Origin of the sequence: Microbacterium sp. NPDC090225, from assembly GCF_044772365.1 — a bacterium.
Lineage (GTDB): Bacteria > Actinomycetota > Actinomycetes > Actinomycetales > Microbacteriaceae > Microbacterium.
In genome coordinates this window covers 1-14,905 of sequence record NZ_JBIVYS010000001.1, presented here as the reverse complement: position 1 = coordinate 14,905, position 14,905 = coordinate 1, and the positions used below count along the sequence as shown (strand labels likewise).

The window sequence follows — 14,905 nt, the reverse complement described above, 5'->3', positions numbered from 1 at the left end:
GCGGTCAGCAGCGATGCTCGGTTGCGGGCGTATACGGATCGATCCCCGGATGCCGGTGCGAAAATGCGCGCCTTGTCAGCGGGCGCGCGGGTGCGACGTCGCGTAGATGTCGCGCAGGGTGTCGACCGAGACGTGCGTGTAGATCTGCGTGGTCGCAACCGATGCGTGCCCGAGCAGTTCCTGCACGACGCGCACATCCGCTCCGCCCTGGAGAAGGTGCGTGGCGAAGGAGTGGCGCAGCGTGTGCGGCGAGACCTCGGCGGTGATCTGCGCACGCTCGGCGGCCGAGCGGATGACCAGCCAGGCGCTCTGTCGAGAAAGGGGCGCGCCTCGAGCCCCGAGGAACAGGCGTGCCGATGCCCGGCCCTTCGCGGCGAGACCGGGTCGCACCCTCGTCAGGTACGCGTCGACCGCCTCGCGCGCAAACGATCCGATGGGAACGATGCGCTCCTTCGACCCCTTGCCGCGCAGACGCAGCACATCACCATGGGCCAGATCGTCGACGTCGAGGCCGACCGCCTCCGACACGCGCGCACCGGTCGCATAGAGCAGCTCGAGCAGCGCACGGTCACGGATGCCGATCGGCTCCTCAAACGAGGGCGCCTGGAGCAGTCTCTCGACCTGGTCGATCGTCAGCGCCTTCGGCAGCCTGTGCGGAGCCTTCGGCGGCCGGAGACGCCCGCTCGGATCGTCCTGTTCGATGCCCTCGCGCGCGAGATACCGATGCCATCCGCGCACCGACGACTGCAGTCGCGCGAGGCTGGTCGCAGCCGGCGGCGGCACCTCCGAGGAGCGCTCTTCGATGAACCGGCCGATCACCTGGGCCGTCACCTCGGAGGTATCCGTGACACCTTCCTCGGACAACCAGACGATGTAGCCGTCGAGGTCTCGCCGATAGGCGGAAACCGTGTGGTCGCTCAGGCCGCGCTCGATCGTGACGTGACGCAGATACGAGTCGAGGGCGCGCGCGAGCAGCATCCTCAGCCCCGGTCGCGCAGCCTCAGCGTCGCCGACATCACGCCCAGGCTCAGGATGCCGTTGCGCATGCGCCCGGCGAGCACCGCGTCGACGGCATCCGCCAGAGGAACCCACTCGACGCGAATGTCGGCCTCTTCGTCTTCTCTCGCGTGCGGAGTCTCGGCATCCGAGAGTCCCGTCGCGAGGAAGATGTGGATGAGCTCGTCGTTTCCACCCGGAGTCGTCCACGACGCCACCAGAGGCTCCCAGTGGGAAGCGGTGAGGTCGGCCTCTTCGGCGAGCTCTCGGCGAGCCGCCTCCAGAGGCTCCTCCCCCGGAACGTCGAGAAGCCCGGCGGGCAGCTCCCAGTCGCGATGACGGATCGGATGACGGTACTGCTGGATGAGCAACACGCGTCCGTCGTCGTCGAGAGCGAGGATCGCGACCGCTCCGGTGTGGGCGACGTACTGGCGACGGATCTCCCCGTCGCCGTAGCGCACCCGGTCGTCGCGCACGTCCCACACGGCCCCCTCGAACGCGAGGGCGCTCTGCAGGACCTCGGGTTCGAAGGGCTCGTCGTGCAGGTCGCCCGCGTCGACGTGGTTCTCAGGCATCGGCGGCCGCGTCGACATCGAACAGCTCGCTGGCGCGGTGGCGCTCGATGGCCGCGCCGACGAGACCGCGGAACAGCGGGTGCGGGTCGGTCGGGCGCGAACGCAGCTCGGGGTGAGCCTGGGTGGCGATGTAGTACGGGTGCACGTCGCGTGGCAGCTCGACGTACTCGACGAGGTCGAGCTCGGGGTTCAGGCCTGAGAAGACCAGGCCCGCGTCGGAGAGACGGTCGCGGTAGGCGTTGTTGACCTCGTAGCGGTGACGGTGGCGCTCGGATGCCTGGGCCGCGCCGTACACCTCGCGTGCCAGCGACCCCTCGGCGAGAGCCGCCTGGTAGAGGCCCAGACGCATCGTGCCGCCCAGGTCGCCGCCGTCGAGGATCTCGACCTGCTCCGCCATCGTCGCGATGACCGGCTCGGAGGTCTCGGGATCGAACTCGCTCGACGACGCACCCTCGATGCCGGCGACGTGACGGGCGTACTCGATGACCATGCACTGCAGGCCGAGGCACAGGCCGAGCGTGGGGATGCCCTGCTCACGGGCGAAGCGCAGAGCGCCGAGCTTGCCCTCGATGCCGCGGATGCCGAAGCCGCCGGGAACGCAGATGCCATCGAGCTGCGACAGCTGCTCCTGTGCGCCCTCGGGGGTTTCGCAGAGGTCGGAGGGGATCCAGCGGATGTTGACCTTCGTCTCCTGCGCGAAGCCGCCGGCCTTCAGCGCCTCGGTGACCGAGAGGTACGCGTCGGGCAGGTCGATGTACTTGCCGACGAGCCCGATCGTGACCTCGTGCTTGGGGTTGTGGACCGCGTGCAGCACCTTGCTCCAGCGCGTCCAGTCGACATCGGCCGCCTTGGCGTCGAGTCCGAGGCGGCGCACGATGTAGGAGTCGAGGCCCTGGTCGTTGAGCGTGGACGGGATGTCGTAGATGCTCGGCAGGTCGACGGTGTTGATGACTCCTTCGACGTCGACGTCGCACATGAGGGCGATCTTGTTGCGATTGCTCTCGCTCACCGGGCGGTCGCTGCGCAGCACGAGCGCGTCGGGCTGGATGCCGACCTGGCGAAGCGCCGCGACCGAGTGCTGCGTCGGCTTGGTCTTCTGCTCGCCCGATGCCCCCATGAACGGGACCAGGGAGACGTGCACGAAGAAGACGCTGTCGCGACCGAGTTCGTGGCGCAGCTGGCGGGCCGCCTCGAGGAAGGGCTGCGACTCGATGTCGCCGACGGTGCCGCCGACCTCGGTGATGATGACGTCGGGACGCGGGTCCTCCGAGGCCTGCAGGCGCATGCGGCGCTTGATCTCGTCGGTGATGTGCGGGATGACCTGGACGGTGTCGCCGAGGTACTCCCCCCGGCGCTCACGGGCGATGACCTGCGAGTAGATCTGGCCGGTCGTGACGTTCGCGGCCTGCGACAGGTTGATGTCGAGGAAACGCTCGTAGTGGCCGATGTCGAGGTCGGTCTCGGCGCCGTCGTCGGTGACGAAGACCTCACCGTGCTGGAACGGGTTCATCGTTCCCGGATCGACGTTGAGGTACGGGTCGAGCTTCTGCATCACGACGCGCATTCCGCGCGCCGTGAGCAGGTTTCCCAGGCTCGCTGCGGTGAGCCCCTTACCCAAAGACGAAACGACACCGCCCGTCACAAAAATGTGCTTGGTGGTGTCGTTGTTGGGTCCCGCAGAAGAAGAGTTCATCACGGGCTTCTATCCTAACAGTTCGTTCAGCGACCGAGGCTGAGTAGTTCACGGGCGTGGGTCAGTGCGGCGTCGGAATCGGCTAGTCCGGAGAGCAGACGAGCCATCTCCGCCTCTCGATCCGCACCGTCGAGCCGCCTCACATTCGAGGCGGTGACTGCTCCGTCGTTCGACTTCACGACGGACAGGTGGTTCGTGGCGAACGCGGCGACCTGGGCGAGGTGCGTCACCGCGATCACCTGCGACTTCTCTGCAAGCCGGGCGAGTCGCCGCCCGACCTCGATCGCCGCCGCGCCGCCGATGCCGGCATCGACCTCGTCGAAGACGAAGGTCGGCACGGGATCGGTCGCGGCGATGACGACCTCGATCGCCAGCATCACGCGGGAGAGTTCTCCTCCCGAGGCACCCTTGGCGACGGAGCGCGGTTCGGCACCGGGATGCGGGGCGAGCAGGATGGCGACATCGTCACGACCGTGGGTGCTCTCGGCCCCGGCGGACACGGCGACGGCGAGACGCGCATCCGGCATCGCCAGCGCATGCAGCTCTTCGGTCACGGCGGCACCCAGACGTTCGGCCGCCTCCGTGCGTGCGGCGGTGAGACGATCCGCTGCGGTGTCGAGCTCGTCACGGGCGGCGTCGCGCTCGGCGAGCAGCCGCTCGAGACGGTCGTCATCGTCGTCGAGCTCGGCGAGCCGGGCCGAACCGGTCTGCCACACCTCGAGCGCTTCGCCGAGGGAGCCGTGAGCGCGGATCAGGGTGCCGAGGGCCGCACGCCGCTCTTCGACGGCTGCGAGCTCGTGCGGGCCGGATTCATCGAGGTCGGCCAGGTACGCCGAGAGGAGGCCTGCCACATCGGTCAGGCGGTAGCCGATGTCGGCGAGGCTCTCGGAGATCGCCGCCAGCTTGGTATCGGTCACCCGCTCGAGCACGCGTCGCGCCTCGGCCACCAGAGCCGAGGCGTCCGGCTCGCCCTCTTCGTTCGAGAGGGCTCCGTGGGCGACCGATGCCGCGAGCCGGAGTTCCTCGGAGTTCGCGAGGCGCTCCGCGCGTTCGGCGAGTTCCTCGTCTTCCCCCGCCTCGGGTGCCGTCGCCTCGATCAGGGCGAGCGCCTCCCGCAACCGGCTCGCTTCGTCGGCGCGCCGGTCGCGATTCTCGCTGATGTCGGAGATCTCGGCATCCAACGCCCTCCAACGCTCGAACGCGATGCCGTAGGTCTGGAGTGAGGACGAGATCGGAGTTCCGCCGAAGCGGTCGAGAGCGTCGCGCTGAGCGGCAGCGGATCGAAGCCGCAGCTGTTCTGACTGGCCGTGGACCACCACGAGCTCGTCGGCGAGTGCCGAGAGCACGCCCGCCGGCGCCGCCCGGCCGCCGACGCTCGCGCGGCTGCGGCCTTCGGCGCTCAGCGTGCGCGAGACGTAGAGCTCGGAACGACCGCTGCCTGCGGGTTCGAGCTCGCCCCCGGCGTCCGACACGATGTCCGAGACCGGCCCGGTCTCGGGCACGATCCACACGCCGGCGACGGATGCCTGGGCGGCCCCCGCCCGCACCGCGCCGGAATCAGCGCGCTGACCGAGCAGCAGTCCGAGGCCGGTGACGACCATGGTCTTTCCTGCACCGGTCTCGCCGGTGATCGCCGTGAACCCGGGACCCAGCGGCAGCACCGCGTCATCGATGACGCCGAGTCCCTGCATCCGCATCTCTTCGATCACGACGGCACCTCCTGCCCTCTCCACCCTTCGACCGGGAGCTGGAACTTGCGCACCAGACGGTCCGTGAATGCGGTCGGGTGCAGACGAGCGAGACGCACGGGCCGAGACGAGCGGCGCGCGACCACGCGTGCGCCCGGGGGAAGCTCGTGGGATCGGCGTCCGTCGCACCAGAGGATACCGGAGCCGTCCGTACGCTCGAGCATCTCGATCGCGACGGCGGCGTCGGGGCTGACGACGAGAGGCTTGGCGAACAGCGCGTGCGCCGAGAGCGGCACGACGGCGATCGCTTCCACACTCGGCCAGATCACCGGACCACCGGCCGAGAAGTTGTACGCGGTCGAGCCCGTGGGCGTCGAGATCACCATTCCGTCGCATCCGAAACTCGACAGGGGGCGCCCGTCGATCTCGAGCACGACCTCGATCATGCGCTCACGGCTGGCCTTCTCGACCGTCGCCTCGTTGAGAGCCCAGGTCTCGTAGACGACCGCGCCGTCCGCATCCTTGACGCGCACCGACAGGGCCAGACGCTCTTCGACCTCGTAGTCGCGAGCGATCACGCGCCGTACGGCGTCGTCCATGTCGTCGCGGTCGATCTCGGCGAGGAAGCCGACATGGCCCATGTTGATGCCCAGGACCGGTGCGCCGGTCTCCCGAACGAGTTCGGCCGCTCGCAGGATCGTTCCGTCGCCGCCGAGCACGATCGCGAGTTCCAGGGCGACAGGGTCGACGGTGGTGCCCAACTCGGCGACATCAGAGAAGAAGGGATCGACCGCGGCGAGTTCTGAGCGGTCGTCGGCCGCCAGCACGGGGCGGGCGCCCGCACCTCGCAGAGCCTCGATCACCCGCCGCGCGGCCGCAACCGTGTCGGCGCGGCCGGCGTGGGCGACGACCAGGATGCTGCGCTCGTTCATCGTCCTCCTGCCAAAGCGTTGATGCGATCCAACCATTCTGTCGGATTGCTGCCGCGCCCCGGCGCGAGATGGACGAGGTATTCGGAGTTGCCGTGGGTTCCGAGAATCGGGGAGGGAAGGATGCCGAGCATCCCGAGCCCCGCGTCCCACGCGCTCCAGACCGTTCGCGCGACGGCATCTGCGCGCGTTGCCGGATCGGTGACGAGTCCGCCGCGCACAGCTGTGCGCCCCACCTCGAACTGCGGCTTCACCAGAAGGACGATGTCGGCTGCGGGAGCAGCGATACCCGCGACGGCCGGGAGCACGAGTTCGAGGGAGATGAAGGAGAGATCACCGACGATGACATCGGGCAGCGCCTGCTCCCCCGTCGCCTCCGCGAGATTCTCGGGGGTCATGTGGCGAACGTTGTACCCCTCGACCGAGACGACGGAGGTGTCCGCCGCGATCGACGGCGCGAGTTGTCCGTGACCGACGTCGACCGCGAGGACTCGACGAGCACCGCGTTCACGGAGCACCTGAGTGAAGCCGCCGGTGGACGCCCCCATGTCGAGGGCGAGACGCCCATCGACATCGACATCGAATCCATCGAGCGCGGCGATCAGCTTGTGCGCGGCGCGCCCGACGTAGTGATCGGCGCCCGCGATCGAGATCTCGGACGCGTCTGACACCGCAGTCGATGCTTTGACGACCGGAGTGCCGTCGACCGACACCAGGCCTTCGGCGATCAGAGTGGCGGCGTGCGTGCGCGAACGAGCGAGTCCTCGCGCGGCAAGAGCGGCGTCGAGGCGCGTCATCGTGCCGGCGTCTCCCGGGAGTCGAGTTTCGCGCCGCTCTCGAGGCGTCGGGCGAGGTCGTCATGCAGCGCCGAGTAGGCGTCGGCGCGGGCAGACAGCGGCTGTCCTTCGATCAGACGCAGCCGACTCCACAGACCGTCGGTCGGGGTGCTCGTCTTATCTTCGCTCACGGGTTCCACTGTACGCGGCGCGTCCGACAGCGGCGGGCGCCACGGCGGGGCGATGACCCGCACGCGATGTCCGATCAGGGCCGATGGAACGGATCGTCGTAGAGGTGCTCGGGCACCCGCAGCACGAACACCGGGGTACCCGACGCCCAGATCGCTGCCGCTCCCGCCCGGAGCAGATCGATCTGTTCCCCGGCGTCCGCGACGATCTCGACATCGGCGCCGCGCACGCGCACCGCGGCGCCGTTCACATGGAAGACGCCGTCGCGCTCGACGGTCTCCGGGTACGGCTGGTGCAGCTCCCGGAGGTCGCTCACGATGAATGTCGGGCGCGACCCCTCGGGGGCGGCGAGAACGTGCTTCGGTCGGTCGATCCCGGTCAGCACGAGCACGGAGTCGATGCCGACGCGATTGGCTCCCATGATGTCGGTGTCGAGGCGATCACCGATGAAGAGCGCCTTCTTCGCGGCGAAGCGCGCAATGGCCTCGTCGAAGATCGGCTTCTCGGGCTTTCCCGCCACGGTCGCGAGGCGGCCGACCGCCGTGTGCACCGCCGAGACGAGCGTGCCATTGCCGGGAGCGACTCCCCGCTCGCGCGGGATGGTCCAGTCGGTGTTGGTGGCGATCCAGGGGATGCCACCCTCGTCCTCCGGCACCTGCAACGCGAAGGATGCTTCGGCGAGATCCGTCCAGGCCACCTCGGGTGCGAAGCCCTGCACGACGGCCTGCGGTGAGTCCTGCGCGCTGCGAGTGACGGTGTAGCCGGCCTTCTGCAGCTCGTCGACGAGACCGTCGCCCCCGACGACCAGAATCGTCGCCGGTGCAGGGACGATATCGCCGAGAAGCCGCAACGCCGCTTGAGGGCTGGTCACCACATCACGCGGCGCGACCTCGAGACCCAGGCTGGTCAGATGAGCCGCGACGGACGCATCCGTGCGGGATGCGTTGTTGGTGATGTACCCGAGACGCACACGACGCGCCGCTTCGTTCAAGCTGTCGACAGCGAACGGCAGAGCCCCGGGACCGGCATAGACCACGCCATCGAGGTCGGCCAGAACGGTGTCGACGCCGTCGAGCGGGGTCGCTGCTGCGCGCTTCTTGGAGAACAGCGCCACTCAGGCCTCCGGAGTCTCGGCATAGTCATCGGATTCCCCGAGGAGTTCGCGCACCTCGTCCTCGACGGACGGCTCGGCGTCCACGGCATCCGACTCGGCAACCGAGTCTTCTGCCGCTTCGGAATCCGAAGTCGTTTCGGCGGCGGTCTCGTCCTCCGTATCGGTGTCCTCGTCATCGTCATCGAAGTCGCCCTCGACGAGGCCGTCCTCGATGAAGATCTCCTCGTCGCCTGCCTCGTCGATACCGAGTGCTTCGGCGGCGACCTCCGCGCGGTGCGCCCAGAATGTCGCCTCGTCGTCACGACCGAGATCCTCGAGTACGGCGGCGCGCGCGGCGAAGAGTGCCGGGCTCCACTCGAAGGCACGATCGGGGTCGAGTTCGGGGATCTCGAGCTCACCGAGGGCGAGCTCGAGGTCGCCCTGATCGAGACGAGCACCCGACATCGCGATAGCCAGCGCGACCCGCACGGGAGTCGCCAGCGTGGAGCGGTCGACGGAACGCCCGGTCTCGAGCGCACGGTCGGGACGACCGATGCCGCGTTCGCTGTCGACCATGAGCGCGATCTGGTCGTCCTTTCCGGAGATACGACGGAAGGTACGAAGTTCGCGCAGCGCCAGGGCGAAGTCCTCGGTCGCGTAGGCCGTGATTCCGAGGGTCTCGCGAACGATAGCGATACGCCCCGCGCTCCGCGACGCGGCAAGCGCGTGCTCGTGTGCCAGCGCGGGGTCTTCGTCGATGAGACGAGACGCCATCGCGAGATGACGAGCGACGTGCTCAGCGTTCTCCTTGCTCAGCGTCTTGAGTTCATTGCGTGCGGCGCCGTTGAGATCGCGCGCGGTGACCTCTTCGGGAATCTGCGGCTCATCGAAGCGGGGACGCTCGTTCGTCGCCTGCACCGGACGCTCACGCCCCGCTCCCCCGCGCTGCGGGTAGGAGCGGCCAGCGCCGGCGCCTTCGCGGCGGGGCGCGCGGTCGCGGTCATACCCGCCCTCGCGACGCGGGGCGCCACCGTCGCGGTTGTACCCGCCTTCACGACGCGGGGCGCCACCGTCACGGTTGTACCCACCCTCACGACGCGGGGCACCACCGTCACGACGCGGGGCACCACCGTCACGACGCGGAGCGCCGCCCTCACGGTTGTACCCACCCTCACGACGCGGGGCACCACCGTCACGGTTGTACCCGCCCTCACGACGGGGCGCGGAACCACCATCACGGTTGTAACCACCCTCACGACGCGGAGCACCACCGTCACGGTTGTAGCCACCCTCACGACGAGGAGCAGAACCACCATCACGGTTGTAGCCACCCTCGCGACGCGGAGCACCACCGTCACGGTTGTAACCGCCCTCACGACGAGGAGCAGAACCACCATCACGGTTGTAACCACCCTCACGACGCGGAGCACCACCCTCACGGTTGTAGCCACCCTCACGACGCGGCGCGGAACCACCATCACGGTTGTAACCGCCCTCACGACGCGGAGCACCACCGTCACGGTTGTAGCCACCTTCACGACGCGGAGCAGAACCACCATCACGGTTATAGCCACCCTCACGACGAGGAGCAGAACCACCATCACGGTTATAGCCACCCTCACGACGCGGGGCACCACCGTCACGGTTGTACCCGCCCTCACGGCGCGGGGCAGAACCACCATCACGGTTATAGCCACCCTCACGACGCGGGGCTCCACCGTCACGGTTATAGCCACCCTCGCGGCGCTGTCCGCCTTCGCGATAGTTCGGTCGTCCGCCGGAAGGGCGCTCGTTGCGGGCTCCGCGGTCGTTGTCGCGACGCGGGCGGCGCTGGTCGTCTTCCGGCATGATTATTCCTATCCCTGTAAACGCAAAATGGCCACCCAGCATTGGGTGGCCATTTTACTTAAAAGAAGTCCGGCGGTGTCCTACTCTCCCACAGGGTCCCCCCTGCAGTACCATCGGCGCTGTGAGGCTTAGCTTCCGGGTTCGGAATGTAACCGGGCGTTTCCCTCACGCTATGGCCGCCGAAACACTATTGATGTTTCAATCAAACACATAACAAAGTCATTGTTGTTATGCGGTTCTCGACCGTACATCGAGAACCACTCAGTGGACGCGTAGCACCAACAAACGGTGTGTTATCAAGTCATCGGCTTATTAGTACCAGTCAGCTGCATGCATTACTGCACTTCCACATCTGGCCTATCAACCCAGTAGTCTGGCTGGGAGCCTCTCACCCGAAGGTATGGAAATCTCATCTTGAGGCCGGCTTCCCGCTTAGATGCTTTCAGCGGTTATCCATCCCGAACGTAGCTAATCAGCGGTGCTCCTGGCGGAACAACTGACACACCAGAGGTTCGTCCAACCCGGTCCTCTCGTACTAGGGTCAGATCCTCTCAAATTTCCTACGCGCGCAGCGGATAGGGACCGAACTGTCTCACGACGTTCTAAACCCAGCTCGCGTACCGCTTTAATGGGCGAACAGCCCAACCCTTGGGACCTACTCCAGCCCCAGGATGCGACGAGCCGACATCGAGGTGCCAAACCATGCCGTCGATATGGACTCTTGGGCAAGATCAGCCTGTTATCCCCGAGGTACCTTTTATCCGTTGAGCGACAGCGCTTCCACAAGCCACTGCCGGATCACTAGTCCCGACTTTCGTCCCTGCTCGACCTGTCAGTCTCACAGTCAAGCTCCCTTGTGCACTTACACTCGACACCTGATTACCAACCAGGTTGAGGGAACCTTTGGGCGCCTCCGTTACTTTTTGGGAGGCAACCGCCCCAGTTAAACTACCCACCAGGCACTGTCCCTGAACCGGATTACGGTTCGAAGTTAGATATCCAGAGTGACCAGAGTGGTATTTCAACAATGACTCCACATGAACTGGCGTCCATGCTTCAAAGTCTCCCACCTATCCTACACAAGCCACACCGAACACCAATACCAAGCTGTAGTAAAGGTCACGGGGTCTTTCCGTCCTGCTGCGCGTAACGAGCATCTTTACTCGTAATGCAATTTCGCCGAGTTCGCGGTTGAGACAGTTGGGAAGTCGTTACGCCATTCGTGCAGGTCGGAACTTACCCGACAAGGAATTTCGCTACCTTAGGATGGTTATAGTTACCACCGCCGTTTACTGGGGCTTAAATTCTCAGCTTCGCCTTGCGGCTAACCGGTCCTCTTAACCTTCCAGCACCGGGCAGGCGTCAGTCCGTATACATCGTCTTGCGACTTGGCACGGACCTGTGTTTTTAGTAAACAGTCGCTACCCACTAGTCTCTGCGGCCTCCAAACGCTTTCGGAGCAAGTCCTAATACGTCGAAGGCCCCCCTTCTCCCGAAGTTACGGGGGCATTTTGCCGAGTTCCTTAACCACGATTCTCTCGATCTCCTTGGTATTCTCTACCTGACCACCTGAGTCGGTTTGGGGTACGGGCGGCTAGAACCTCGCGTCGATGCTTTTCTTGGCAGCATAGGATCACCCACTTATTATCCGCATCGTGTCTCAGCCTATGTGAACGGCGGATTTGCCTACCGTTCGGCCTACGCACTTGCACCAGGACTACCATCGCCTGGCTGGGCTACCTTCCTGCGTCACACCTGTTAATACGCTAACCGCACCAGAATGGGGTCGTGCGCTAGGCCCAACGCTTCACCCCGAAGGGATCCGTCAGTGGGATTCAGACACTTAGCACTACTGGATTAGCTTGGGCGGTTCTTCGCCGGTACGGGAATATCAACCCGTTGTCCATCGACTACGCCTGTCGGCCTCGCCTTAGGTCCCGACTTACCCAGGGAAGATTAGCTTGACCCTGGAACCCTTGGTCTTTCGGAGGACGTGTTTCTCACACGTCTTTCGCTACTCATGCCTGCATTCTCACTCGTGTAGCCTCCACGGCTGGTTTACACCGCCGCTTCGCTGGCCACACGACGCTCTCCTACCCATCAACACGGCTGGACCACGAAGGCCTACCAATAATGTCAATGCCACAACTTCGGTGGCGTGCTTGAGCCCCGTTACATTGTCGGCGCGGAATCACTTGACCAGTGAGCTATTACGCACTCTTTCAAGGGTGGCTGCTTCTAAGCCAACCTCCTGGTTGTCAAGGCAACTCCACATCCTTTCCCACTTAGCACGCGCTTTGGGACCTTAGTTGGTGGTCTGGGTTGTTTCCCTCTCGACTATGAAGCTTATCCCCCACAGTCTCACTGCTGCGCTCTCACTTACCGGCATTCGGAGTTTGGCTGACGTCAGTAACCTTGTAGGGCCCATCGGCCATCCAGTAGCTCTACCTCCGGCAAGAAACACGCAACGCTGCACCTAAATGCATTTCGGAGAGAACCAGCTATCACGAAGTTTGATTGGCCTTTCACCCCTATCCACAGCTCATCCCCTCAGTTTTCAACCTAAGTGGGTTCGGTCCTCCACGACGTCTTACCGTCGCTTCAACCTGGCCATGGATAGATCACTTCGCTTCGGGTCTAGGACATGCGACTGAATCGCCCTATTCAGACTCGCTTTCGCTACGGCTACCCCACACGGGTTAACCTCGCCACATATCGCTAACTCGCAGGCTCATTCTTCAAAAGGCACGCTGTCACAGCTACTAAGGCTGCTCCAACGGTTTGTAAGCAAACGGTTTCAGGTACTATTTCACTCCCCTCCCGGGGTACTTTTCACCTTTCCCTCACGGTACTTGTCCGCTATCGGTCATCTGGGAGTATTTAGGCTTATCAGGTGGTCCTGACAGATTCACACGGGATTTCACGGGCCCCGTGCTACTTGGGATACTCTTCGCGCCAAGAGAGGCATTTCGACTACGGGGTTGGCACCCTCTATGACCGGCCTTTCAAGACCGTTCGTCTATACCTTCTTGTAACGCCGCCACCTCGGCAGAGATGACTGAAAAGTCCCACAACCCCCAACGTGCAACGCCTGCCGGCTATCACACACGCTAGGTTTAGCCTGTTCCGGTTTCGCTCGCCACTACTAACGGAATCGCGGTTGCTTTCTCTTCCTGTGGGTACTGAGATGTTTCACTTCCCCACGTTCCCTCTACCCGCCCTATATATTCAGGCGGGAGTCACTAGGTCGGCACGCCGCCCAGCGGGGTTTCCCCATTCGGACACCCTCGGATCAAAACTTGCTTATCAGTTCCCCGAGGCTTATCGCAGATTGCTACGTCCTTCTTCGGCTCCAGATGCCAAGGCATCCACCGTTTGCTCTTAAAGACTTGAAATCACATGAGTTTGAATCAGAATCGACACCAGGCCCGAAAGCCTGGCATGAAATTGACTAATGATCTTTAAGATCATCTTGTGCAACCGATCCGAAGATCAGCTGCAAGATGCTCGCGTCCACTGTGTAGTTCTCAAAGTACGGGCGGTGCCCCCACCAGCCACCCCGAAACGGGGAAACCAGAAGAGGCCCAGAGGTACAGACCGAATCCCAAAGGATCCGCATCCGGTCCCTCAGGACCCAACAGCGTGCAGGCACCGATCCCCTCACCCCACTCTTTCCAACAACCGAAGTTGCGTACTCGACCAGAGATCAGATCTCGATGCCATGTCAAATGTTCCACCCATGAGCTCCCAGCGAAGAACGTATGCCTTCGATCTGGGTTCTGGACATCCGAAGATGTCAGATGCTCCTTAGAAAGGAGGTGATCCAGCCGCACCTTCCGGTACGGCTACCTTGTTACGACTTAGTCCTAATTACCAATCCCACCTTCGACGGCTCCCTCCAAAAAGGTTAGGCCACCGGCTTCAGGTGTTACCGACTTTCATGACTTGACGGGCGGTGTGTACAAGACCCGGGAACGTATTCACCGCAGCGTTGCTGATCTGCGATTACTAGCGACTCCGACTTCATGAGGTCGAGTTGCAGACCTCAATCCGAACTGGGACCGGCTTTTTGGGATTCGCTCCACCTCGCGGTATTGCAGCCCTTTGTACCGGCCATTGTAGCATGCGTGAAGCCCAAGACATAAGGGGCATGATGATTTGACGTCATCCCCACCTTCCTCCGAGTTGACCCCGGCAGTATCCCATGAGTTCCCACCATTACGTGCTGGCAACATAGAACGAGGGTTGCGCTCGTTGCGGGACTTAACCCAACATCTCACGACACGAGCTGACGACAACCATGCACCACCTGTTTACGAGTGTCCAAAGAGTTGACCATTTCTGGCCCGTTCTCGTATATGTCAAGCCTTGGTAAGGTTCTTCGCGTTGCATCGAATTAATCCGCATGCTCCGCCGCTTGTGCGGGTCCCCGTCAATTCCTTTGAGTTTTAGCCTTGCGGCCGTACTCCCCAGGCGGGGAACTTAATGCGTTAGCTGCGTCACGGAATCCGTGGAATGGACCCCACAACTAGTTCCCAACGTTTACGGGGTGGACTACCAGGGTATCTAAGCCTGTTTGCTCCCCACCCTTTCGCTCCTCAGCGTCAGTTACGGCCCAGAGATCTGCCTTCGCCATCGGTGTTCCTCCTGATATCTGCGCATTCCACCGCTACACCAGGAATTCCAATCTCCCCTACCGCACTCTAGTCTGCCCGTACCCACTGCAGGCCGGAGGTTGAGCCTCCGGATTTCACAGCAGACGCGACAAACCGCCTACGAGCTCTTTACGCCCAATAATTCCGGATAACGCTTGCGCCCTACGTATTACCGCGGCTGCTGGCACGTAGTTAGCCGGCGCTTTTTCTGCAGGTACCGTCACTTTCGCTTCTTCCCTGCTAAAAGAGGTTTACAACCCGAAGGCCGTCATCCCTCACGCGGCGTTGCTGCATCAGGCTTCCGCCCATTGTGCAATATTCCCCACTGCTGCCTCCCGTAGGAGTCTGGGCCGTGTCTCAGTCCCAGTGTGGCCGGTCACCCTCTCAGGCCGGCTACCCGTCGACGCCTTGGTGAGCCATTACCTCACCAACAAGCTGATAGGCCGCGAGCCCATCCCCAACC

9 protein-coding genes and 3 rRNA genes are annotated in these 14,905 nt (G+C 63.9%); all 12 read right to left on the bottom strand.

From position 1 onward, the window contains the following. Positions 1–75 precede the first annotated feature (75 nt). Positions 76–978, bottom strand: a complete 903-nt coding sequence (xerD, locus tag ACIQTT_RS00060; RefSeq protein ID WP_402784362.1) for a site-specific tyrosine recombinase XerD — start codon at positions 976–978, stop codon at positions 76–78. A 2-nt stretch (positions 979–980) separates the two neighbouring features. Beyond that, positions 981–1,571 carry an NUDIX domain-containing protein gene (locus tag ACIQTT_RS00055; RefSeq protein ID WP_402784358.1) on the bottom strand — a complete coding sequence of 197 codons (591 nt, stop codon included), beginning with the start codon at positions 1,569–1,571 and terminating at the stop codon, positions 981–983. Then, a complete protein-coding gene (locus ACIQTT_RS00050) occupies positions 1,564–3,264 on the bottom strand; it encodes a CTP synthase (protein WP_402784355.1) in 1,701 nt (566 codons plus the stop codon). Before ACIQTT_RS00050 ends, ACIQTT_RS00055 begins: the two co-directional genes overlap by 8 nt. A 26-nt stretch (positions 3,265–3,290) precedes the next feature. Next, positions 3,291–4,973, bottom strand: coding sequence for a DNA repair protein RecN (recN, locus tag ACIQTT_RS00045; RefSeq protein WP_402784352.1), 1,683 nt, complete (start codon positions 4,971–4,973; stop codon positions 3,291–3,293). After that, complete coding sequence (locus ACIQTT_RS00040) at positions 4,970–5,884, bottom strand: NAD kinase (protein WP_402784349.1); 915 nt, start codon at positions 5,882–5,884, stop codon at positions 4,970–4,972. The genes recN and ACIQTT_RS00040 overlap by 4 nt, the downstream gene beginning before the upstream one ends. Next, the gene (locus ACIQTT_RS00035) at positions 5,881–6,678 is read right to left on the bottom strand and encodes a TlyA family RNA methyltransferase (RefSeq protein ID WP_402784346.1); all 798 of its coding nucleotides are present in this window, start codon (positions 6,676–6,678) and stop codon (positions 5,881–5,883) included. The genes ACIQTT_RS00040 and ACIQTT_RS00035 overlap by 4 nt, the downstream gene beginning before the upstream one ends. Further along, positions 6,675–6,848 (bottom strand): hypothetical protein, encoded by a 174-nt coding sequence (locus ACIQTT_RS00030; protein ID WP_402784343.1) that lies wholly within the window; start codon positions 6,846–6,848, stop codon positions 6,675–6,677. Before ACIQTT_RS00030 ends, ACIQTT_RS00035 begins: the two co-directional genes overlap by 4 nt. A 74-nt stretch (positions 6,849–6,922) precedes the next feature. Continuing rightward, complete coding sequence (locus ACIQTT_RS00025; RefSeq protein ID WP_402784340.1) at positions 6,923–7,960, bottom strand: HAD-IIA family hydrolase; 1,038 nt, start codon at positions 7,958–7,960, stop codon at positions 6,923–6,925. Beyond that, entirely contained in the window at positions 7,961–9,787 is a 1,827-nt protein-coding gene (locus tag ACIQTT_RS00020) for a primosomal protein (protein WP_402784337.1), read from the bottom strand. A gap of 67 nt (positions 9,788–9,854) precedes the next feature. Further along, positions 9,855–9,971: ribosomal RNA gene (gene rrf / locus ACIQTT_RS00015) — 5S ribosomal RNA — on the bottom strand. Between the two features lie 108 nt (positions 9,972–10,079). Then, positions 10,080–13,182 (bottom strand): 23S ribosomal RNA (locus tag ACIQTT_RS00010). A gap of 416 nt (positions 13,183–13,598) precedes the next feature. Continuing rightward, positions 13,599–14,905, bottom strand: a 16S ribosomal RNA gene (locus ACIQTT_RS00005); the annotation flags it as partial.

Excerpts from the sequence above, each read along its gene's own strand:
- xerD (WP_402784362.1), bottom strand. The coding sequence starts at position 978 with ATGCTGCTCGCGCGCGCCCTCGACTCGTATCTGCGTCACGTCACGATC.
- ACIQTT_RS00055 (WP_402784358.1), bottom strand. The coding sequence starts at position 1,571 with ATGCCTGAGAACCACGTCGACGCGGGCGACCTGCACGACGAGCCCTTC.
- ACIQTT_RS00050 (WP_402784355.1), bottom strand. The coding sequence starts at position 3,264 with ATGAACTCTTCTTCTGCGGGACCCAACAACGACACCACCAAGCACATT.
- ACIQTT_RS00040 (WP_402784349.1), bottom strand. The coding sequence starts at position 5,884 with ATGAACGAGCGCAGCATCCTGGTCGTCGCCCACGCCGGCCGCGCCGAC.
- ACIQTT_RS00035 (WP_402784346.1), bottom strand. The coding sequence starts at position 6,678 with ATGACGCGCCTCGACGCCGCTCTTGCCGCGCGAGGACTCGCTCGTTCG.
- ACIQTT_RS00020 (WP_402784337.1), bottom strand. The coding sequence starts at position 9,787 with ATGCCGGAAGACGACCAGCGCCGCCCGCGTCGCGACAACGACCGCGGA.